The organism is Acinetobacter sp. CIP 102637 (assembly GCF_000368425.1).
GTDB classification, from domain to species: Bacteria; Pseudomonadota; Gammaproteobacteria; order Pseudomonadales; family Moraxellaceae; genus Acinetobacter; species Acinetobacter parvus.
In genome coordinates this window covers 781167-803829 of record NZ_KB849435.1, presented here as the reverse complement: position 1 = coordinate 803829, position 22663 = coordinate 781167, and the positions used below count along the sequence as shown (strand labels likewise).

At 37.6% G+C, this 22663-nt stretch carries 17 protein-coding genes and 3 pseudogenes; 5 read left to right on the top strand and 15 right to left on the bottom strand.

Annotated features, from left to right (window positions below; translation table 11 throughout):
- Positions 1 to 15: 15 nt before the first annotated feature.
- From F967_RS06795 to F967_RS13715, 10 genes and pseudogenes are all read right to left on the bottom strand, one after another.
- Entirely contained in the window at positions 16 to 813 is a 798-nt protein-coding gene (locus tag F967_RS06795; RefSeq protein WP_004799021.1) for a hypothetical protein, read from the bottom strand.
- Positions 814 to 922: 109 nt separating this feature from the next.
- Entirely contained in the window at positions 923 to 1723 is an 801-nt protein-coding gene (locus F967_RS06790; protein WP_004799019.1) for an undecaprenyl-diphosphate phosphatase, read from the bottom strand.
- Between the two features lie 166 nt (positions 1724 to 1889).
- Positions 1890 to 3779, bottom strand: coding sequence for a M48 family metalloprotease (locus tag F967_RS06785; RefSeq protein WP_171063073.1), 1890 nt, complete (start codon positions 3777 to 3779; stop codon positions 1890 to 1892).
- A gap of 103 nt (positions 3780 to 3882) precedes the next feature.
- Entirely contained in the window at positions 3883 to 5421 is a 1539-nt protein-coding gene (gene purF / locus F967_RS06780; RefSeq protein WP_004760020.1) for an amidophosphoribosyltransferase, read from the bottom strand.
- A gap of 40 nt (positions 5422 to 5461) precedes the next feature.
- Positions 5462 to 6055 carry a CvpA family protein gene (locus F967_RS06775; protein WP_004680820.1) on the bottom strand — a complete coding sequence of 198 codons (594 nt, stop codon included), beginning with the start codon at positions 6053 to 6055 and terminating at the stop codon, positions 5462 to 5464.
- Between the two features lies 1 nt (position 6056).
- Positions 6057 to 7064 (bottom strand): quinone-dependent dihydroorotate dehydrogenase, encoded by a 1008-nt coding sequence (locus F967_RS06770; RefSeq protein ID WP_004760017.1) that lies wholly within the window; start codon positions 7062 to 7064, stop codon positions 6057 to 6059.
- A 186-nt stretch (positions 7065 to 7250) separates the two neighbouring features.
- Positions 7251 to 7370 (bottom strand): annotated as a pseudogene (locus tag F967_RS14165) (IS4 family transposase); the annotation flags it as partial.
- Between the two features lie 546 nt (positions 7371 to 7916).
- On the bottom strand, positions 7917 to 8663 hold the full coding sequence (locus F967_RS06765) for an IS5 family transposase (RefSeq protein WP_004799015.1): 747 nt from the start codon (positions 8661 to 8663) through the stop codon (positions 7917 to 7919).
- A gap of 115 nt (positions 8664 to 8778) precedes the next feature.
- Positions 8779 to 8955 carry a hypothetical protein gene (locus tag F967_RS14160; RefSeq protein WP_004799014.1) on the bottom strand — a complete coding sequence of 59 codons (177 nt, stop codon included), beginning with the start codon at positions 8953 to 8955 and terminating at the stop codon, positions 8779 to 8781.
- Between the two features lie 119 nt (positions 8956 to 9074).
- Positions 9075 to 10204 (bottom strand): IS3 family transposase gene (locus F967_RS13715; RefSeq protein WP_155756404.1). Its coding sequence is split into 2 segments (ribosomal slippage): positions 9075 to 9952 and positions 9952 to 10204, totalling 1131 coding nucleotides; the frame shifts between segments, so codons are not numbered across the junction.
- 184 nt (positions 10205 to 10388) lie between these two features.
- On the opposite strand from F967_RS13715, the gene F967_RS06750 reads away from it, so the two are divergent.
- The 4 genes from F967_RS06750 (at position 10389) to F967_RS06730 (ending at position 16664) form a co-directional block, all read left to right on the top strand.
- Positions 10389 to 10820 (top strand): hypothetical protein, encoded by a 432-nt coding sequence (locus F967_RS06750; RefSeq protein WP_004799009.1) that lies wholly within the window; start codon positions 10389 to 10391, stop codon positions 10818 to 10820.
- Positions 10821 to 11251: 431 nt separating this feature from the next.
- The gene (locus F967_RS06740) at positions 11252 to 13669 is read left to right on the top strand and encodes an Hsp70 family protein (protein ID WP_004799005.1); all 2418 of its coding nucleotides are present in this window, start codon (positions 11252 to 11254) and stop codon (positions 13667 to 13669) included.
- Positions 13670 to 13671: 2 nt separating this feature from the next.
- Positions 13672 to 14838, top strand: a complete 1167-nt coding sequence (locus tag F967_RS06735; protein WP_004799002.1) for a 3'-5' exonuclease — start codon at positions 13672 to 13674, stop codon at positions 14836 to 14838.
- Entirely contained in the window at positions 14838 to 16664 is a 1827-nt protein-coding gene (locus tag F967_RS06730) for a hypothetical protein (RefSeq protein ID WP_004799001.1), read from the top strand. The genes F967_RS06735 and F967_RS06730 overlap by 1 nt, the downstream gene beginning before the upstream one ends.
- A gap of 298 nt (positions 16665 to 16962) precedes the next feature.
- Here F967_RS06730 and F967_RS06725 read toward each other — a convergent pair whose 3' ends face one another.
- The 4 genes and pseudogenes from F967_RS06725 to F967_RS06705 form a co-directional block, all read right to left on the bottom strand.
- Complete coding sequence (locus tag F967_RS06725; RefSeq protein ID WP_004798999.1) at positions 16963 to 17364, bottom strand: hypothetical protein; 402 nt, start codon at positions 17362 to 17364, stop codon at positions 16963 to 16965.
- Positions 17365 to 17735: 371 nt separating this feature from the next.
- A pseudogene (locus tag F967_RS14510) lies at positions 17736 to 18146 on the bottom strand (guanosine-3',5'-bis(diphosphate) 3'-pyrophosphohydrolase); the annotation flags it as partial.
- A 93-nt stretch (positions 18147 to 18239) separates the two neighbouring features.
- Positions 18240 to 18839: a hypothetical protein gene (locus tag F967_RS14505; protein WP_004798994.1), complete on the bottom strand. Its 600-nt coding sequence runs from the start codon at positions 18837 to 18839 to the stop codon at positions 18240 to 18242.
- A gap of 106 nt (positions 18840 to 18945) precedes the next feature.
- Positions 18946 to 20021 (bottom strand): IS3 family transposase gene (locus tag F967_RS06705; RefSeq protein ID WP_155756403.1). Its coding sequence is split into 2 segments (ribosomal slippage): positions 18946 to 19769 and positions 19769 to 20021, totalling 1077 coding nucleotides; the frame shifts between segments, so codons are not numbered across the junction.
- 515 nt (positions 20022 to 20536) lie between these two features.
- Between F967_RS06705 and F967_RS13710 the strand changes: the two are divergent.
- Positions 20537 to 21760 (top strand): annotated as a pseudogene (locus F967_RS13710) (IS3 family transposase).
- Positions 21761 to 22094: 334 nt separating this feature from the next.
- Here F967_RS13710 and F967_RS06675 read toward each other — a convergent pair.
- Positions 22095 to 22580 (bottom strand): hypothetical protein, encoded by a 486-nt coding sequence (locus F967_RS06675; RefSeq protein WP_004798982.1) that lies wholly within the window; start codon positions 22578 to 22580, stop codon positions 22095 to 22097.
- Between the last annotated feature and the right edge of the window lie 83 nt (positions 22581 to 22663).

Here is a 22663-nt window from a genome sequence, read left to right as displayed (position 1 = left end):
ATTTGTAATTGGTATTTACACGACACTCAGTTCATAAAACTTGCGCCACAGTTCCAAACCTGTTTGATCCAGTTGTTGCACGCTCAGGGCGAATTGTTCCCTGAGCTGCACATCAACAAAATCCTCAGGTAATAAAGGATCGTTCATGAGCAGAGAAATTGTCTGGCGACCTAATAATAACGATTCCCGCGCAGCATCCTCCAATGAGATTCGGTCAACCGTAGCCAACCATTTCTGAATCATTTGGCTATATTTCTCATAGTTCTGGTTGAGTATTTGTGTTGACCATAAGCTGGGAATGATTGCCAAAGTCGTTTCATCAAAATGACTAATCTGGCAAATCTTGGCGGTCATTTCCAAACCTGAAGCCTTTAACTCGGAAAAAAGATGATCAAATGTAATCGCCAAATTGTCGGGACGAATATAAATCCCCTGTTCCAACTCCTTAAAGCCAAATCGTTTTAATGCCCGTTCACGACGGTTCAGCGCAGTACGGTCAACTCGCCCCAGCTCACCTGTAAAAACTGCAAGATATTGATGTGTCCATTTCTTGGTCTGCTTAATCCCGTTCTTACGGTTCAGCATCACATTGGCCCATTCATGCGACTGGACCGTGAACTGATAGATACCGCGCTCAATCGCCTCGATCACGCCATCACCCGATAGACGGGTTACGGCAACACGGATACTGTTTTCACTAATCTCAAAAAGCTTGGCAGCAATAATAATTTGTTTAATTGAGATCTCTCGACCTTGTAGCCCTAAAAGTAGATCAATAATCAAGTCTCGGGCGTTCATTTTAGCTATTGTCATCTTATGCTAGAACCAGTTTTAAGATATGAAATATTGGAAAAATAAAGAATGGAAATTTTACCCGAATCCGCCTCTTTTAACATCTCTGTAAAAGAGACGGGTTTCAATTTTAAAGGAAAATGAATAATAAAATCACGCCAAGCACAATACGGTACCAAGCAAATACACGTAAGGTATGACGCTCAACAAATTTCACCAAGGCACTCACCACCAGTAATGCAGCAATAAAGGCAGCAACAAATCCCACCGCAATATTCAGCATATTGTCCTGTGTCAGTACATCGGCATTACGAATAAGGTCAAAGGTTGCCGCACCCAGCATGGTTGGCATGGCCAGAAAGAAAGAAAACTCCGTCGCAGCTTTACGTGATAGGCCTGAAAACATTCCTCCCACAATAGTGGCACCTGAACGTGATGTTCCTGGAATCATCGCCACACACTGCGCGCACCCCACAAGAAAAGCCTGTTTATAGGTGATCTTGGTTGCCTCTGTGGTCTTATGCTCAAACTTGATTGATTCCACCCAGAAAATGATGAGGCCACCGACAATCAAGGCAACTGCCACCACAAGTGGACTAAATAGGACGCTTTTAATAAAATCGACCGCAAAAATACCAATCACGACAGCAGGAAAAAATGCAATCAGAACACTAAAAGCAAAGTGTCGTGCTTCTGAATCACCACTAAAAAAACCTTTTAGTAGATCAATAATTTTTTGGCGGTATAACCAGCAGACTGCCAGAATTGCCCCAAGTTGGATCACGACTTCAAAGACACGGCCATCGTCTGAATGGAAGTCAATCATATGACCAAATAAAATCAGGTGCCCTGTACTTGAAATGGGCAAGAACTCTGTCAGCCCCTCAATAAACCCTAAAAACAACGCCTTTAAAATTTCAATGTGTTCCATAACTTACTCGAAAGCCCCCATCTAAAATTCAATAAAAAAATTAACGGCAAGCTTACCCTGAAATAGGTATTTTTTATGTGATTGTCACGTAACGTTTTTAAAAATATGGGGGCTTTTGAAATTCTAGCCTAACATGCTGTTAGATATAAAAATTTGGGAAGTTATCTTAAATAATCATCAAGCTATTTTTCTTCTGCATTTGCTCAACCACCTCACGGGTATCAAAGCCCAAACGCCAATACAGTAGCTCTAAAACATCCAGTTCATCTTGAGTAATGATTCGGTCACTCCATAGGCAGCGTTCTGCAATTGCTAAAATATTGAGGCGATCACGCAATAACAAACCTGAAACATCATTCAGGATTTCAGCCAGATCCAGTGGTTCATCCGAAATATCAGCATAGGTTTGCAACTCTTCCTGCGTAAGAAGCTCCTGCAAAATCCGTTCACGGACCTCAAGCTGATTTGGACTGTTAATTTGCTGTACATGCAGCAATGCATCAATCAAATGCACAATTTGCGATTTCAGATCCTCAAACGCTGTGGGCAAATGTGCTGGCATCAGGTTCAACTCATATTTTACCCGCTCCAGCAATAGTGCATCCAGTAAGCCAACCTCACCATCCGCCTGAATAATACAGGCCAGTTTGGTGAGAAACTGACGTGCAATACTGGTGGGCATATGACCAATGTTCTTGCAGGCATCATGGAAAATCTGCACATGAATCCGCCCATCCAGATTTAACAATGCATCCACAATCGCATGACTCACCGCCGCATCCTGTGGAATAAACTCACGGTACTGGCGGATCATCAAAATCGCCACCATCACTTCTCTTGAACCCGTCGCGGTCTGCATGGCACGCTGAATCAGTTCTGGGCGTTTTTTATTTTTCCGCATCTCGGGATTGAGTGGCTTGATCGCATCATTCAAGGCAAAGCTAATCGGTGACAATCGCAACAATGGCAATGGCTGAGGCGAACTCCAAGGCACCGACATATCAGTTATTTCCTCTTCAAGGGAACGAAACAAACTGAATAGCGGGCGATTGCGTAACTTTCTCAGGTTTTCCAGTTGCAAATCCTGTAACAGGGTTGGATTCAGCTCATAAATACGATCTTTAATACTTGGATGAATATTCAGCCAGCTTTGCGGACTCAGTGAGTTGGCAAAGCACATATGCGAAATTGACTCAGAATATGCGCTGTGAATTTGGGAACCTGAATGATGCACATAAATACGTAGAAGTGTTTGAATATTGGCGTTGTTATTCATCAAACGCATGGTTTTCAGGTCATTGCGAAAGGTTCGGCCACTTAAGGTGAGATACTTGATTAAACGGGTGATCAAGATACCCAAGCTTCCAATCAGCCAAATCACCCCGCCAATCGCCACAAAAATGGTCTCAAACTTATTACGGTAAGAGGTTGCATAGGGATTGTAACCTGCCTGTGCGAGCTTGCTTCCCCATTGGCTAAATGTGGTCAAACCACTATATAGAATTTTAAGTTTGGTATTCTCAACTGCTTCACCTGATAGAATCTGGTTAAACTCATAACTCAACAAACCATAAAGCTCAAGTTCATCCAAATTCTGCAATGCCCCCCAGGTCAAGATAATCACGATATCCTGCGACCTGAAACCAGCGGTTAATGCATTTACCCCCACCTCATCAGGCAATACATACACTGCGGGGGTCTCAATCGCAAAGCTGCGTGCAACCTGTTCCACCACTTTTAAAGCAGTACTTTCTTCAGGCGTACTTTCATCAAACACCAGGCGGCGTGCTTTTAGTTGTTTTGCCAGGGAATGTCCGCCCTCACGCAGTACATACAGTTCAGTACTGACAGACCAAATCAGGATAAAGAATAATAGGCATATAAAATAAGGACTTAAAACATGCCACCAAACTGGCTGGGTATAGTCAAAGAAATGTACCACCAAACCCAAAATTAAATTGAGAATAAAGAGAGTCAATGCCATGGCAAGCAGACAAAAGCTGACTGACCATGCAATATTCTTATTTTCAATTAAATAATGGCTCATTTCTTTCAATGTAAATTTTCCTTATTACATTGTTTCTGTCAGAGGCTCCAGCGCCTCCAGTATCATAAAATAAAAAAGCGGGAAATTCCCGCTTTTCTAGAGATTAAAATGCTTACTCCTCCTTAATCCCTGTTAAGTCCACTGAAGCGGCATCAATATTGACATCAATATAGCCATCGGCTTTCTTTTTTGCTGTGTCGTTACGTTTTTGCTCAAGTTCAGCAAGGTATTCCTTGTCGATGCCACCCGCCACATAAACGCCATCAAAAACAGAGCAGTCGAACTCTCTCAGATCAGGCACCTTGCTGGTGCGAACCGCATTTTTCAAATCTTCCAGGTCTTGAAATATCAAACGGTCTGCACCAATAATTTCGCGGATTTCCTCAACGGTACGCTCAGAAGCAATCAGTTCAGACTTTGCTGGCATATCAATGCCATACACATTTGGATATTTTACCATCGGTGCGGCGGAGGCAAAGAATACTTTTTTTGCCCCTGAATCACGCGCCATCTGAATGATTTCATTACAGGTTGTACCGCGTACAATCGAATCATCCACCAATAGAACGTTTTTGTCCTTGAACTCAAGTTCCACAGGATTCAGTTTCTGACGAACTGATTTTTTACGCTGATGTTGACCAGGCATAATAAAGGTACGTCCGATATAACGGTTTTTCATAAACCCTTCACGGAACTTCACACCCAGAATATTCGCCAACTCCAAGGCAGAGGTACGGCTAGTATCAGGAATTGGAATCACCACATCAATATCGTGTTGCTCACCCCATTCTTTCAGGATTTTATGGGCTAATTTTTCACCCATTTTCAAGCGCGCTTTATATACCGAGATTCCATCAATTGTGGCATCTGGACGGGCAAAATAAACGTATTCAAAAATACAAGGACGATATTCAGGGTCAACTGCGCATTGTTTTGAAAATAACTGGCCTTTGCTGTCAATGAAAATCGCTTCACCTGGCGCAATATCACGCTCAATCTTAAAGCCAAGCGCGGTAATCGCAACTGATTCAGAGGCAATAATATATTCAGTGCCCTGTTCCGTTTCGCGTGAACCATAAATCAATGGACGAATTCCATTTGGATCGCGGAAACCCACCAGACCATGACCTGTAATCATTGCCACAACCCCATAAGCACCCTTACAGCGTTCATGTACACGGGAAACAGTATGGAAAATATTTGCTGGTGTCGGGTTTAATGTGCCAATTTTCTGTAATTCATGTGCAAACACATTCAACAGAACTTCCGAATCGGAGTCGGTATTCATGTGACGCAAATCTGTCTTAAACAGATCTTCATGAATTTCTTCGGCGTTGGTCAGGTTACCATTGTGTGCAAGGGTAATACCGTATGGAGAGTTCACATAAAATGGCTGTGCCTCCGCACTGCTGGATGAACCCGCGGTTGGGTAACGAACATGCCCAATCCCGTAGTTACCTAGCAATGCACGCATATGGCGAGTATGGAATACATCACGCACCATGCCATTATCCTTGCGGAGAAATAAACGCCCTTGATGACAAGTGACGATTCCCGCTGCATCCTGTCCCCGATGTTGCAACATCGTCAAAGCATCAAATAACATTTGGTTCACTGGCGATTTACCGGCTATCCCAACAACTCCACACATAGCAACCTCGCGACAAGCTAGGAACGGGGTTTAACCCCAATTAATAAAAAGGATTTTTCGTCGAATGATCAGAACGCTGATCGACCGCAGCACGTTCTGACTCGTCCATTTCGGTTGAAGGGCGCTGTAACAAGGCACCTTCAGATGTCATTTGATGTAAAGCTTGATTTGCAGCATCTTTAGAGATTTCTGTTGCTAAAGGTGCATAGGGTAATAGGATTTGTACAAATTTGGACTGTTTCCAGTGTGGTGAGCTTTCCACCCACGGACCAACGCCCTGCATGGTGACCAAAACAATCAGCAGGCCTTTTAGGGAACCAAATGCCCCACCTGCTAAACGATTTAATGGGCCCAGTTTCAAGCTTTTCAAGAGGCCATTCAGCAATGCAGAAACAATCCAGATACACACCACAATGATCAGTACGATAAAAGCGAAAGCTGCAATTTTTTGCACGACAGGGTCTTGGCTTAGGCTGCTCATTGCAGGCGCCAATATAACGGCGTATTTGGCCCCCACGATCAATGCGAATATCCATCCGACCAAGTTCGCAAAGGCTTTGATAAATCCTTGACGCAAACCGTTCAGCCCTCCAATGAGCAAGATGATCAGAATAATGATATCAAGCGTGTTCATTTCACCCTGTCATCGCATTAATACAGTCTTTAACCAATGTTGGGCCAGCATAAATCAGCCCACTATAAACCTGAACCAGGCTCGCGCCTGCCTGTTGCTTTGCCACAGCCTGCTCACCCGATAGAATGCCACCCACCCCAATCAGTGGAATCTGGCCATCCAGCACTTCGGCAAACTGGCTTAAACATTCGGTACTTTTCTCAAATACTGGCGCACCCGACAAACCGCCCGCCTCATTGCCATTCGGCAGGTTTTCCACACCATCACGACCAAGTGTGGTGTTGGTGACAATCAGGCCATCAAGCTTGAACTTCAGTAATTGCACTGCAATAAAATTAATGTCTTCAGGTGTTAAATCTGGCGCAACCTTAAGTACCAAAGGAACATAATGCTGATATTGTTGCGCAAGTTCCAGTTGGCGACCTTTCAAGGTTTGTAGCAACTCTGTAAGTGCATCGCCACTTTGTAAACTGCGCAAATTTTTGGTGTTTGGAGATGAAATATTGACCGTGATATAGGATGCGTAATTATAAACTTTTTCTAAACAAATCAAATAATCTGAAACAGCATCTTCAACAGGCGTATCGGCATTTTTACCAATGTTGATGCCTAGCACACCCTTGAATTTTGAAGCTTTTACATTTTCAATCAGTTGCTCCACCCCGTCATTATTAAAGCCCATGCGGTTAATAATCGCCTTTGCTTCAGGAATACGGAATAAACGGGGTTGGGGATTACCTGCCTGTGGGCGTGGGGTAATGGTACCAATCTCAATAAAGCCAAAACCCAAGGCAGCCAATGCATCAATGTGGTCACCATTTTTATCCAGACCAGCGGCAAGACCAACGGGGTTTGGAAATTCAATGCCCATACATTTTACGGGTTTAGCAGCAACTTTCTGGTGCATAAAGCCAAGTTTATGCGCTTTATCAAGCATGGAGAGTGTGAGTTCATGTGCACGCTCTGGTGCCAAAGTAAACAACAAAGGGCGGGCCAATGAATATAACATACCAATCACAGTCTACTGATTTTTCAAGTAAGCGTATTATAGGCATAGGCTCCACAAAACGCCATGCTTGGCAGAGAGTTATTTTATAATGCCTTATTTTTAATGCTTTATGTTTAGACAGTTTTAGGACTTAGGCATTGACGGATTCAAAAAAGTATTAAAATACTTCTCTGTACACGACAAATTTCACAGAACCCTTATCCTATCAGGCTTCTGCTTTCTTAAAATTGCCAGAATTTCCTTAAACTCTGCTTTTTTCCCAAAACCAATTAAACGCTGAATCGCCATTTGAACATAGTATAGAGCCTTTCTTATTTTGAAGTACGATAAACAACTCGTAACTTTTAACAACTATCCAAAGGCTACCAATTTCATCCAGTTACAATTGATTTAATCAGAATTTTAAAGCGGGTTACAATGTGGGACAAAAGCATAGACAAAAAATAAGCCCTTGTAAAAACAAGGGCTTATTTAGATATCTGGCGGAAGCGGTGAGATTCGAACTCTGCAAATAACTTTTTAATAGATTCTATCTAGGTTTAATTCATTATTTATCAAATAATTAAGATCTAATAGAATCTTCTAGATTTTATAATTTGTGCCAAATTTTGTGACAGAATTTTCCATGACATTACGAACTTGCCCCTTTAACTTAAAGGTAATAAGACCTTCACTTAGTAATTATTTTTACTTAATCTTAATAGTCTCCAATAGTGTAGACACATTCTAGTTAGATATAGACTCTCTACCCTGTTTAGGCTGAAAAGTAAGGTAACAGAAGCAAACTCAATGGCTTGAGTTTGCTTAAATGCACGAATGATTTTCAGCGAAATATTAGGGTCTGTTGACATTTCATAATGGCAACCAAATGTATATGCAAGCTAAAGCAACAGCATTTTCATAATTACGTTTTAGCTTGTCATATCGAGTTGCTATTCCTCTAAATTGCTTCAATCTTGCAAAAGTATTTTCCACTAAGTGCCTAATTTTATATAGATTCCAGTCCATATGATTATTGTTGGACTGCGTATTTGACTTTCGGGGAATATTGGCTTTTGTATTCGTCGCGCTTATTTGCTCTCGTAGTGGTTCAGAATCATAACCCTTATCTGCACATAAGACCTCAGTTTCTTCCAAATCTAATTTTTCAACTAACTCAGGCGCAACTTTAACATCATGTGTTGTTCCATTCGTGATGATAATTTCAATTGGATTACCATGAGAATCAACGGCCAAATGTATTTTTGAACTATTCCCACCAATGCTTTTTGATATAGCTTGATCTTTTAACCCAGCAGAGTGTTGATGTGCTCTGATATGAGAACCATCAATAAAAATCCACTCTTTATCTGTATGTTTACTGATTAATTTAAATATTTTCATCAGTTTATTATGTTTAGACCATCGACTATATTTTTTGAATATCGAATTTGAATTACCAAAATCTGGTGGTAAATCTCGCCATGGGCAGCCTGTTCTGATTCGATAAAGAATAGCTTCAATAAAATTTCTAAGATTTCGTTTGAGATAAATATCAAAATTACGCAGAATAGTTTCTAACTTTGACCAGTGTTGATCATTCAGCATTGTACGAGGCATAGCGAGTAGTGAATTTGGTTTGGCGATTGAATTTTACTTACTCGCTATTTTATTATACAGTAAATGTCAACAGACCCTAGTAATTTTCATGGTGTTCTATAGATTCTCTTATTTTTTAAAATGGCAATTCAACATCTTGCTCAGTCACTTGTTTATCTGTGTTTACAATAACTTGGTCAAAGCATCGTAACCATGCATCTGAATAATATTCATCTAAAGATGTTTCACAGTACATCTGTAAATCGACTTTTGGTTCCAAGATGTTAAAAGCTTTATAAAGCGCACTGCTCATACATGAGTGGATCAGTGAAATATAATATTCACGATCTTCATGAGGGATCTAATGTGGTTCCGTTAATTAGACCACTCAATTCAGTTTTATAAGTGATAAATCCGCTCTAAATATTTAAATTATGCTGCCATTACTTTTAGTAAATGTTGATCATAAAATTCATTTGGTGTTGCCTTATTCAAACTTGAATGAGGACGTATCGTGTTATAAAAATCCAAATATTCAGCAATTGATTGTTTCGCTTGTTTAACCGTATCGTAAGCCTTCAAATAGACTTCCCCATGCTTCAAGCTGCGCCATAACCGCTCAATCATCACATTATCTCTCCACCGTCCTTTCCCATCCATACTGATACGGATATTTCGCAATTTTAACTCATTCAAAAATGCCTCGCTTGTGAATTGACTGCCTTGGTCTGTATTAAACACCTCAGGACAACCATATTTCACAATTGCTTCTTGCAACGCATCTATGCAAAAGTCTGTTTCCATACTGATCGATACTCGATGAGCCAGTACTTTACGACTATGCCAATCTATAATTGCACACAGATAGACAAAGCCTTTAGCCATAGGAATGTATGTGATATCTGTACACCAGACTTGATTAGAGTGATCGATGACCATGTTTTTCAACAGATATGGGAAAATACGGTGTGCAAGATTAGGCTTACTGGTATTGGGTTTTGGATACAAGGCATGTATTCCCATCAAGCGCATTAAACGTCGGACTTTACGCCGACCTATTTGATGCCCTTGACGCTGTAGCATATCTCGTATCATTCGACTGCCCATAAATGGGTAGTCGAGATGAATTTCATCGATCAGGCGCATCAAACTCAAATCAGTTGATGAAATCTCTTTGGGCTTGTAATACAACGTACTGCGATTGATTTGAATCAATTGCGATTGTTGTCTTACCGAAAGTTGATGGGTCTTATCGATCATTTTTTGCCGCTCAGCTGCCCTATTTTTCTGAGCGCACCTTCTAAAAAATCAATTTGCAATGCCTGATGTCCTATCTTGGCATGTAGAGCTTTGATGTCAATCTCTGGTTCTTGTTGTGCTGTTGGTCGTGAAAAAATATTGACTGATTGCTCAAGCAGTTGATTTTTCCAATCGATGATTTGGTTTTGATGTAAATCGAATTGAGTAGAAAGTTCAGCAAGTGTGTGGTCGCCTTTAATTGCTGCGAGAGCAACTTTAACTTTAAACTCTGCTGAATGATTACGACGTTTTCTTCGTGTCATGGTTGACTCCAAAAACAAGCATTTCCCATGCTTATTGGGGAGTAGATTATCACTTATAGACGTGGTCTAAAATCCTAGAACCACATCAACTTCCATTCTAGGTTTATGAAACAAAGCCTTTTTTATATTAAATAAATATAATAAGATACTAAATATATTTTCAATTATATCAGATCTAGTGCATATGAACTTTTTAAAAAAATTAAAAGATAAAATACATGAATTAAGACAAGAAACAGAAAAATGGCCTGAACAAGCTCAAGCTCAAGCTCAAGTAGCTGAAAATAGGATAAAAAGCGAACAGTCTCTGATGAAAAAACGCTATGAATTTATGAACTTTTGGTTACAAACTAAAAATTTACCTCTGTACAAATCTATGGATATATTTTTGGAACAGTTTGAGGAAAAGCAAAAAGAATTTCTTTTAATTAAAGAAGAGTTTATAAAAAAAAATAAAAATTCTTCTTTAACTCAGGAACAAAAAGATTTTTTTATAGATCATAATGATATTTGGCTACCATTTTTAGCTAGCCAGGATGGCCTTATTGAATTACATGATTGTATTATAAATGATTTTATTAAAAAATATAACATTAAAAAATCTGGTAACCATTAGAATGGTTTTTAATCAAAAAAGAAATAATGTTTAAGGAATCATAACTACAACAGCTGTTAAAAATATGTGACAGGCTGTACAGCTGTGATCACAGCAGAACGGCTTTGTTGCATAAATATATAAGACTATGATTTTATTTAATTTATTTTTGGATTGAAATTTAAACAAATTCTTAAAAATCAGTATCTTGAAGAATTTTTATGCAACAAAGCCAGATTGGTTCAATAAAAAGCGTGTACACAGTGCACTGGGTTATGTATCGCCTTTTGAGTTTGAAGCAATGTACTATGATAAGATTAACCCGTTAGGTCAGGTGGCCTAACTTAAATAAAAAAGTCTCCGACAAACCCGGTACGGTTCAGCTTACTATTGAATAAAACCTATAAGAACAACATAATAGATTTATTCTCCTTCAAAAAACCTTAATTAAAATGCCTATAGAACATTCTTCCAATACAAATTGGCTTATTAATCAAAATTCAGAAAAAAACCAACTTCCTTCATATCCCAATAAGCTCTATATTGGTATTGATTTTGGCACATCCACAACAGTTGTAAGTCAGGTAGTCATTACTGAGAACTCCGTTGAAAAAGTAAAAACACTTACTCTTAATCAACCTGATGAATATGGTGCGACCATACGGCATCACCTAGTGAATACAGTACTTGCGTGGCGAAATAAAACTCTTATTTGGGGCCAAGATGCATATCGATTAAAATCGCTATTAACTGAAAGTCGCAATGTCTTTTCATCATTTAAAATGCGCTTAGGGTTAGCAATAGGTCCCACTTATCCATTGACCGCTCTATCTGAGAGCAAGGCTCAGCCTTATATCATTGAGACAGCAGAAGATGCTACTCAAGTTTTTTTTAGTAAGCTTTTAGAAAGTATTAAGAATGAAACTGGAAATTCAAATTTGGAAAATTACAAATTTGCTTTCTCCGTACCAGCCTCATTTGAAGCTAATCAAAGACGTAGTCTATTTAATAGCTTGGAAGAATGTGGGATTGTTCAGAATCAATGTTGTTTAATTGATGAACCTAATGCCGCATTTTTAAGCTTTGTATATGATTGTACTAGAAATAATACAACACATCCTTTTTTAGAAAAACTCAAGTCTAGATCAACAAACATACTAGTATACGATTTTGGTGCAGGAACATGTGATGTGACAGTTCTTGAAGTTGATGCTTGCAACAACAAATTTTCATCAAAAAATTTAGCAATTTCAAAATTTACAGCTCTAGGTGGCGATGACATCGATCGAGCTATAGCCAAAAATATACTATTGCCTCAACTTTTAAGAGAAAATACTCATTTCCAACCAGATTCAAGAGATATTTCAGAAATTGTCATCCCTGTTTTGCAAGCGACAGCAGAACAATTAAAAATAGCTGTTTGCAAATGGCTTGATCAAAAAAATATAAATCAATTTAGAAGCTTAGATCAATATTCTAGCGAAATTTTTACTTTACATTCTCTAGAAGGAATCAAAGTTAGAGACTCTAGATTAAATTTAACTAAACCGTCTATACGCCTTGATGAGTTTAAAATCATTATGGATGATTTTGTGGGGGTGTATGATGGTATACACACACCAATGCATTTAGCCTCTCCGATTGAAGATGCATTATCTAAAGCGAATATAGAACGTGAAGACATAGATGGTGTTCTTTTCATCGGAGGAAGTTGTCTTAACCCATTAGTGCAGTCATGCGTAATGAATTACATGAATGAGTTTTCAGATGAAGTTGAAGCTATCTTACCTAAGGATGTAAGAGCTCATGTTTCTCTCGGAGCTGCAATTCATTCATTTAGCTATCATGGTCTAGGAATTGATTTTATTAGGCCTATTGTTTCAGAAGCTATATATATCATCACCTCTCATGAGCATTTGGAAACAATCATACCAGCATCAACTGAGGTTCCTACCCCACAGCCTTTCCATACTCAACTAATAGTCACTCGTGATGATCAAAACATTATCGATTTACCTATTTGCGTAGGCAGCAAAAGTAAACTTTTAGGCATTTTGACTATAGAGATAGAAGATGATTATTTTAAGCAAGGAGCTATCGTTGATGTCTACGCCAATATTAATCATGAAAAGCTTCTTAATGTTGAAGCTGTAATTGATGGTATAAAAGTAAACACCTCTATTCTAAACCCTCTAGCCAATAATACTTTAACAAAAGTGGAAGAACGTATGCTTCGAGCGAAGCAAAAGTTTAATCAAGCACTTTTAGACTATAATGGTCGCCCTCCCGTAGATATTGCCGTTGAGTATGCCTCAGCCTGTTCAGAAGCTGGAGCATATGAACTAGCTGCAGATCTTTACATCGCTATCGAACGCTTAGATCGTAATGCTAATCACGCTACTAACATTTGTTATAATTATGCTCGAGCCGGTAAATCACAAAAATCTAATGAATGGGCCGAAATTGCCTACAAACGCTCACCAAATGCTGTCAATGCATTTAATATTGCTTGCAAGTCATATGGAGAGAAAGAGGAGCTCTATCTTCGTAAAGCATTAGAACATGATCCAAACTACACTTCTGCATTATTGTCACTTGGAAAAATACTCCAACTCCGTGGTGATATTGAAGGTAGCCTGCTACTAGAAAAATCACTCATATTACTCCAAGATGAACTATACAATAATGATGTAACAATTCGAAATTGTGATGATCTGATTGAAGTATGTGAGATACTTGACGGTTATGAACAGCTTAAATCTACAGCAACTGATACGAAGAAAAGAATCATTCATGAGAATAAAGAGTTATATTCCTCTGAAAATTTGGTATCTAGTCTAAAACCAAATTTAGGCGTGAAAGAGGGTTAATTATGGCTTGGTGGATTAAAAAGCAAAATTTGAGTGAAGAGCAACGCCAATACATTCAATCAATTAAAAATAATTTAAATCACGTTCATTGGGTTAGAGGGGCTGCTGGCACAGGAAAAACAACAGTTTTAGCCGCACTAACACAAGAACTTAAGCTTGAATACCCTAATGCTTCTTTTTGTTATTTAACATATACACATGCTCTTAAGGATTTAGCAATTAGTGCCTTTAAAGAAGAGAATGTGGAAGGGGTACACTTCCTTACACATACCAAATTTTTAAAAAATAATTGGAGATGTGACTTTGTATTTTTAGATGAAGTTCAAGATATTTCTGCTGAAGATTTAAATACAATAAAGAAACTATCAACCCATTTAATTATTGCTGGTGATTGTGCCCAATCTATTTATGAACAATCGGCTACAGAAACAGAAATAATTTCAACGGTTAATCCATTCCAGCACGTATTAATGATTATTCATAGGCTTACAGAGTTTTTAGCTAAAATTGCTTTCAGCATTTTGCCGAATAATCATTTACTTAGTGGAAAACCAGGAAATACTTTGGCAAATACAACCGCTAGACTGATCCAATTCGAAAATCAAAATCAAGAATTCATTTGGACAGCGAAAGAAGCATTAAGTAGAGCTAGACCAGACAAGCCTAGTTGTATATTGCTATCACATCACAAAGATATTAGTTCGCTTATTCAAGTGATCGTCCAACATTTTTGTTCTAAAAATGCTGATGAATTGTTTGCATATCAAACAGGTAAAAGTGACCGATATGATTATAGACAAGTAAATGCTTATTTAAGAGACAATAACATAAACATCAGATACTTAGGCAATGACTTTGGTAATTTTAACGAGATGCCATCAAAGCCTATGGTATACCTTATGACATATCATAGCTCAAAAGGTCTAGATTTTGAGCAAGTCTTTATTCCACAATTAAATAGTAATAAAGATATTGTCAAACCATTTGTGTTGGAAAAAAATCCAGATTTAGATAAACGCTTGCTCTTTGTTGCAACCACACGAAGTCGTTGCAATCTATTTATGAGTTACCACACGTCTATTCCCCATAAACTAATTCAAAATCTTCCAAATATTACTCAAATTAAATATCAGCCTAATCAAGATGATGAGGATGAGGAGTTCTTTTAATGATCAATGGCCAATATATTGTTCTTAGCTTTAAAGAATGGAATAACTGGATCTCTCAAGGCTTATTAAAAATACATAGTTTTAGAATTCAACCATGTCAGAACTCTAAACATAGTTTTTTTAATTTAATGAATACTGCGGCCGATATTACGCATTTAGATGATAATGAGTATATCCTTGCTAAACTATCTAAATCATATTCATCTTCTACTTATCAGTCTGAACACACTTTGGCTAGCTATATTAATTTAGAAGCCGTGCAACAATTTTATGCATTAACGGAACGGGGTAAATTCGCATTAAAGCATAGTGCCAATAATCTACAGGTTAGTTTAGCAACAGATTTAGAGATAGAAAAATTTTGGGAAGCATATCGCTTAGATCAAAAAAAGATTTTAGAGCATGAAAAGGCACTAAAATTTACTGGACTTATATTTGAAAATAAAATTTCTAAAGAGTCTTTATTTGATTTAATAAACAATAAAACTTTAAATGAATATTTCAACCCCAGTAAATATGAAATTTCTCATCTACAAGCACAAGATGAAAAAGCTAAAAAGCAGCTTTTCTCTTTAGAAAGTTTTGATAACACTAAAGCCTATGCTGGCATGTTTACCCGTTTATTATTTAATCTTGAGGTCAATGATCCTGTCCTCATTGAAAAATATAAAGAAATCTCTAACTTATGTAGCTCAAGAGAATATTATAGCTCTTTAAAAGAGCAACAGACTAAAGATGAACTCACATCAAAATTCTTGTCAAAGCAAATTTTGAGAGAAAAAATTTTAACGGAATACATGCTTCTAGAATCTCAAATTAAGCATTTACCACTGCTTGCATTATCTCTCTACTTTCACTATGAAATGTTAATTAAAAATAACTATCCACTAAATTTAAGTGCATTAAAGGAAGACATTTTAAGTCTTAATTTCTTTTATATAGAATCAGAATGTAAAGAATATAACGATTTACCGTATTTGGTAGCTTTTAGCATTGGAAAGTTATTGCCATCTGAATTTATTAATACACTTTATTACTATAAAACAAAAGCCTATCCATGTTTTAAGACGACTCATCAATCCGATTTAGAACAGGCTTTGCCAAGCATTGCTGATGAAGAATTTCTAGAAACGACATTAAATGAACTTAATGAAGAAATTTCTAAAACTTGGACTGAAGTTCAGCGTAGCATTCAGATGTCACAGATCTCCGACGTCACACCTACAGAAAAAACAGAAGACGTAAACGCTTCGAATATTACTCAACACACAGGATCAGCAAACATCACTCATCCATCAGAAAAGCATTTGGACACTAATCCACAAACAATGCCAATATCCGAAACAACTGATTTAAGCGCACATTCTGAGGTACAGAGCAGTCCATTAGTAACACCACCTGTTGTAACAGCAACTCAATCACAACCAGTCGATCAGCAACCCCCTATGCCAATACAGCAACCTGAACATCCAAAGCCACAAGCTTCATCAAGGCCAAACCTACAAGAGCAAATCAGTTTAATTGTAGAACATCAGATAAATGAGGAATCGCTACCGGTATCAGCAGCTGATGAGACAATGGCTATGCCACAAAATTCGCTTATTGAGCATTTAATACGATTGTTTAATGACCCAGAAATTCAAGATCTTAAATCTTTGATAGAAATGTTGAAAAAAGAATCCAAATTTAATGACATCACCACTCAAGGCAAATTAAGAGAACGATTAGTTACCGAAGGTATTCTAAATCCACAGGATGCACCTAAAAATGGAGACAAACTTTTTAATTACATGAAAAGAGAAATAGATAAAAAGTCTTTGTTTTAACTGTGTGTTTCATTCTTCGGTACCCACTATAATTTTCTGAGAGATCAATCAATATATGAACTAAAGATTACTACTGTAATCTTTAGTTCATATATTGATTGAGAAAACCAACTCAATTCAAGTTGCTTTTTATGCCAGTCTACAATCCCATAAAGAAGAGAACTTAATAGCCTCTTCTGAGTTTGAAGCAATGTACTATGATAAGATTAACCTATTAGGTCAGGTGGCCTAACTTAAATAAAAAGTCTCCGACAATCCCGGTACGGTTCAGAATCAGATTCTCTATATTTTGGCAATGTTACTCATTAAAATTGTTCTCTACATATACATAAAAATCATTTCCCACACGATCATATTTAAAAGCCATGGTGTTCCGAGTCATCCATCGCTTTAAAAGTTTTTCGTAGACATTCGCTTTTTTAGTTGAGGTCGCACTAAAAGACCAATAATGAATCCCATGCTTATAAATAAGCTCCTCAACTCTCTGACTAATCGCATTAAAAACTTTCATGGCAGGTAAATTCAAGTTGATATCTTCATATATGGGATCATCTCTAAATAGGGCTAATTCAGGATGTTTACGGTAATTGATCTGGACTCTGGCACGGAGTGGTCTATTTAAAGAAAAGGAAAAACTATAATGATCAAATTTGAGTATGTAGTGCAATCCATCAATCATTAAGTCCTCTTTCAAAATCATACGATATCCTTCGTAAAATGATAACCAAGAATATTATTGTAGATCTTCATCAAGAGATCTTGAGTTTGTGCTGTTTGAAATGAGCTATCGAAAAAATCACGATCAGTCGTATTAAATAATTGAATAAAATGTTTTAGAAAAGGTTTTAATTTTTTACGCTTACAGTAGGCAAAATACTCACTTGCATCTTCGAATATAATCCACCATTCCTGAGGACTACCAATTTGGTTTCCACCCATTGGATGTAATTGATCAAATAGAACATTCAGTAGATATTGAAAATTAAACTGCATACTGCCGTATTCAAACTCTGGATATTCAGAATCCAGATCTAAAGTATTTATATGCTGATGAATTGCATAAGCCTCTTTTAGTATTTTCTGAACCTTTTGATATTGTTTATAGCGAATCAAATCTTTGGCAGATATTTTGGGCAGGCGCGATAAATCCATATTGTCACGTAAATCTGCAAGTTTAACTTCGCAAGCAATCGGATTTTTTACTGTTCTTTGCACTGCCTGAAAACGACTTTCACCATCTTGTTTTGTGACGGCTAAAACTGCATGAATAATATTTTCATCAAACCCTAGTGATCTTAAATCACTTACCGATGTTGCTGTATCTTCCAAAATATCATGCAAAACAGCGACAATTTTGGCATCAGGATGTTGTGTATTTTGCATTACACGCAAGGGGTGATGGATGTAGGGTTGCCCTGCTTTATCTATTTGACCCAAATGCCGTTCAGCTGCGAAGGAAATTGCTTTTTCTAAAGTAGCGATATGATGTTCCCTTTATATTTAATCAAATTTTATTCAATTATATTAATCAATTACTGCAAATAAGTAAAGTTCAATCATAGCTATTACGTCAATTTATGTCGTCCCATTAGGCAAATTTATCTGGGTTAAATCTAATTCTTTTACAATCTGATCAGCTTTCAACTTCCTTGCCATTCTGCCCATATTGGTTTGTGGTTCAGCTACGGCTACATATTCATTTGCCGGAGTGATAGCAAATGTTTCTAGAGATTCATTTTGAAATTTCTCCCAGAATAAAGTCATTAACCATTCTGCGGCATCTTTTACTTTAACGGTTGTTTGTGAAGCTTCTTCATTGACATCAAGTTTAATATCGGCGTCATCATCTTGAATGCTGACTAGACATTTCGATGTGATTTGGAAGTGGTGACAAATTTTTAGAATATTTTGATTAAAGACTGAATCTTCACAATCCTTGGGTTGTTTCACCCCAAAAAACAATTGTCCATTTTCTTTTTCATTAGCATTTGAATAATGCAGACCCAGTTGTTCAAACGTATATTTTAAGCCAAATAAAGCAGCTGCGATTTCGACTTTACAGGTGAAGACTGGAAGGATATAGATTCCTGATTTTTCATTAGAAGTATCGCCCAATATCAGTTGATTGATAATATCTAAATCCTGAACAGTTTTTTTAGTTTGATGTACACCCATATTTTTTTCCTCACGATAAGCGAATTAAAGTTGTTTGGTTTATAAGGATTAATTTCATAACTTACTCGGTAATCCTCCCATAAATAACCGAAGTTAAAAGTAGAGGTTAAGCAGCCATTAGAGGTGGCTTTCCTTTGTTAGCTTGATGTGGTCTTTCATGGTTGTAATGCCACAACCAGTTTGTTGCATAATCTTGTACTTCATCCAAAGTATCAAATAAATGCTTGCTCAGCCAACTATAACGTATGGTCCGATTATAGCGTTCAATATACGCATTCTGCTGTGGCTTACCCGGTTGAATATATTCAATACGAATACCGTGCTCAGTAGCCCAGCGCACAAATTCGTGACTGATAAATTCGGGACCATTATCGCATCGGATCACTAACGGTTTTTCTCTCCACTCCAGCAATTGATTCAACGTACGAATAACCCTGATTGTGGGCAATGAGAACCCTGCTTCAATGGCTAGGCCTTCGCGGCGGTAATCATCAATCACATTCAATAATCGAAACTTGCGACCATCGGAAAGCTGATCATGCATAAAATCTAATGACCAAACCTGATTTTCTCGGATTGGTTCTTTCAATGGTTCAGGCGCATGCCGTTTTAGTCTTCTTCTCGGTTTAATACGCAGATTCAGTGCCAACTCACAGTAAATGCGGTAAACCCGCTTGTGATTCCAGCAGTAACTCTCAACATGCCGTAAATACGAGAAGCACAAACCAAAGCCCCAGTCGGAATTTTCCTCAGTGAGTTCAATGAGCTGTTCAGCAATGAGTGCATTGTCATCGCTGAGTTTGGCTTGATAGCGGTAGCAGGTTTCACTAATGCCAAATGCTTTACAAGCCAAACGAATACTAATGGCATGCTGGGCAACTGCCTGTTGTGCCATCTTACGCCAGCAAGATGGCTTTACCACTTTTTTGCCATCGCTTCCTGGATGATTTCGGCCTTTAATCGCTCTTCCGCATACATCTTTTTAAGTCTGGTATTTTCGGCTTCTAGCTCTTTCAGTCGAGCCATTAATGATGTATCCATACCACCATATTTGGCACGCCATTTATAAAAGGTAGCATTACTCATGCCGTGTTCACGGCAAAGGGTCGCTACAGGTGTGCCAGATTCTACCTGTTTCAAGATGGACATGATCTTACTGTCAGTAAATTTAGATGTTTTCATGCAGAATCTCCTGCTCGTATCTTAAGAGAAAATTCTACTTTTAGATCCTATTATTTTTAGGGGGGATTACCGATTTAAATCTTATCCAAAACTATATCAATAACTTTAAGCAATATGCCAAAAGCAATCCTCATCTTGAGTTCTATCTCACTGAGATTGGCTGTGGGTTTGCCAATTTCAGCCTAAATCAAATTGGCCCTTTATTTAAAGACTTACCGACCAATATTTATTTTCCACGCAGCTTTGTTCCATTCTTAGAAGATTTAACGGTATTTTCTGTAGAAGATATTGAACACGTGTGGAAAGCGGATGATACACATATTAATTTGCCTTTAAACACTGGAACAACTGTACGTTTGAAGCTAGATCACCAGCAGCGCTTAAACATGCAGCCAAATGTTTGGGAAAGAATTAATACCAATCAAAATGATGTGGTTCTAGGATTTTAGACCACGTCTATAAGTGATAATCTACTCCCCAATAAGCATGGGAAATGCTTGTTTTTGGAGTCAACCATGACACGAAGAAAACGTCGTAATCATTCAGCAGAGTTTAAAGTTAAAGTTGCTCTCGCAGCAATTAAAGGCGACCACACACTCGCTGAACTTTCTACTCAATTCGATTTACATCAAAACCAAATAATTGATTGGAAAAATCAACTGCTTGAGCAATCAATCAATATTTTTTCACGACCAACAGCACAACAAGAACCTGAGATTGACCTCAAAGCTCTACATGCCAAGATAGGACATCAGGCATTGCAAATCGATTTTTTAGAAGGTGCGCTCAGAAAAATAGGGCAGCTGAGCGGCAAAAAATGATCGATAAGACCCATCAACTTTCGGTACGACAACAATCGCAATTGATTCAAATCAATCGCAGTACGTTGTATTACAAGCCCAAAGAGATTTCATCAACTGATTTGAGTTTGATGCGCCTGATCGATGAAATTCATCTCGACTACCCATTTATGGGCAGTCGAATGATACGAGATATGCTACAGCGTCAAGGGCATCAAATAGGTCGGCGTAAAGTCCGACGTTTAATGCGCTTGATGGGAATACATGCCTTGTATCCAAAACCCAATACCAGTAAGCCTAATCTTGCACACCGTATTTTCCCATATCTGTTGAAAAACATGGTCATCGATCACTCTAATCAAGTCTGGTGTACAGATATCACATACATTCCTATGGCTAAAGGCTTTGTCTATCTGTGTGCAATTATAGATTGGCATAGTCGTAAAGTACTGGCTCATCGTATATCGATCAGTATGGAAACAGACTTTTGCATAGATGCGTTGCAAGAAGCAATTGTGAAATATGGTTGTCCTGAGGTGTTCAATATAGTCAAATCATTATAAACCAATACAAATCAGTCGATGAATTATTTCGAGTTTTTTTTAGAATCCTGTACGGATAATAAAGTAGTTTGACTATACAGACCAAGGCAGTCAATTCACAAGCGAGGCATTTTTGAATGAGTTAAAATTGCGAAATATCCGTATCAGTATGGATGGGAAAGGACGGTGGAGAGATAATGTGATGATTGAGCGGTTATGGCGCAGCGTGAAGCATGAGGAAGTCTATTTGAAGGCTTACGATACGGTTAAACAAGCGAAACAATCAATTGCTGAATATTTGGATTTTTATAACATGATACGTCCTCATTCAAGTTTGAATAAGGCAACACCAAATGAATTTTATGATCAACATTTACTAAAAGTAATGGCAGCATAATTTAAATATTTAGAGCGGATTTATCACTTATAAAACTGAATTGAGTGGTCTAATTAACGGAACCACATTAAAATATTCAATATCTCACACTCAATGAACAGCAGTTTAATCAACTCGATCAAGCGATTGAAAATTTTAGAAAGGAAGAGGCTTTATTATTTTCTGAACTGATGTGACCAACAGAATTTTTTAAACCTTATTTTCTTTTTATAGATCATCATTATTTGTGAACGATGATCTATAAGCTAATTAAAGGGTAAATTAATTACACATAATTAAGCAGCGGGAGTCATTAGAATAATGAAATGGGCAATTGTTTTGATCGCTAGCCCAATCATATTACCCTTGAGTTACAACTTTTCCATGCCTTAGCCAATTTAACCCAAGCTTTATTTTCTTTTGACCAGATACGTCTACATAATTCGGTAAGATCATCAAATTGCCGATCTACAGCACTTGAAACCCCATATTCCCAATGTCCTTCATAAACCCGTGCTTTGGCTAACTCGAATATTCGATCTGCCAAAGCAACATGTTCTTCCACAAATTGTTGTTCTATGATTTCATCATGTGCAAATTTTTGCAAACACGCTTCAGATTGTATGATTAAATCTTCTGTTTCCCCAATCCATAAGGCAAAGCATCGATCTGCGCTTAAACAATCAATAAATTGTTTAAAGTTTTCAAGTTTCGTCTTAAATGCAAGATTCGCTTTTATTAATTTTTCGATAGGTATGAAACGCTCTTCAAAATAATGAGGGTCGATGTTTAAAGTATCTAAGTAATCTTTAGATTTACGGTCTAAGCCAATTGGTCTCATTTTCCCTCTCATTTTCTGTATATACGACACAGTTAATTGAAATTATTTATTTCACATCTATGGAAATGCTATTCAATTTAAAT

What these genes read in the sequence shown, in the direction of transcription:
- F967_RS06795 (WP_004799021.1), bottom strand. Translation starts at nt 813, where the DNA reads ATGACAATAGCTAAAATGAACGCCCGAGACTTGATTATTGATCTACTT.
- F967_RS06790 (WP_004799019.1), bottom strand. Translation starts at nt 1,723, where the DNA reads ATGGAACACATTGAAATTTTAAAGGCGTTGTTTTTAGGGTTTATTGAG.
- purF (WP_004760020.1), bottom strand. Translation starts at nt 5,421, where the DNA reads ATGTGTGGAGTTGTTGGGATAGCCGGTAAATCGCCAGTGAACCAAATG.
- F967_RS06775 (WP_004680820.1), bottom strand. Translation starts at nt 6,055, where the DNA reads ATGAACACGCTTGATATCATTATTCTGATCATCTTGCTCATTGGAGGG.
- F967_RS06770 (WP_004760017.1), bottom strand. Translation starts at nt 7,064, where the DNA reads ATGTTATATTCATTGGCCCGCCCTTTGTTGTTTACTTTGGCACCAGAG.
- F967_RS06765 (WP_004799015.1), bottom strand. Translation starts at nt 8,663, where the DNA reads ATGCCTCGTACAATGCTGAATGATCAACACTGGTCAAAGTTAGAAACT.
- F967_RS14160 (WP_004799014.1), bottom strand. Translation starts at nt 8,955, where the DNA reads ATGAGCAGTGCGCTTTATAAAGCTTTTAACATCTTGGAACCAAAAGTC.
- F967_RS06750 (WP_004799009.1), top strand. Translation starts at nt 10,389, where the DNA reads ATGAACTTTTTAAAAAAATTAAAAGATAAAATACATGAATTAAGACAA.
- F967_RS06740 (WP_004799005.1), top strand. Translation starts at nt 11,252, where the DNA reads ATGCCTATAGAACATTCTTCCAATACAAATTGGCTTATTAATCAAAAT.
- F967_RS06735 (WP_004799002.1), top strand. Translation starts at nt 13,672, where the DNA reads ATGGCTTGGTGGATTAAAAAGCAAAATTTGAGTGAAGAGCAACGCCAA.
- F967_RS06730 (WP_004799001.1), top strand. Translation starts at nt 14,838, where the DNA reads ATGATCAATGGCCAATATATTGTTCTTAGCTTTAAAGAATGGAATAAC.
- F967_RS06725 (WP_004798999.1), bottom strand. Translation starts at nt 17,364, where the DNA reads ATGATTTTGAAAGAGGACTTAATGATTGATGGATTGCACTACATACTC.
- F967_RS14505 (WP_004798994.1), bottom strand. Translation starts at nt 18,839, where the DNA reads ATGGGTGTACATCAAACTAAAAAAACTGTTCAGGATTTAGATATTATC.
- F967_RS06675 (WP_004798982.1), bottom strand. Translation starts at nt 22,580, where the DNA reads ATGAGACCAATTGGCTTAGACCGTAAATCTAAAGATTACTTAGATACT.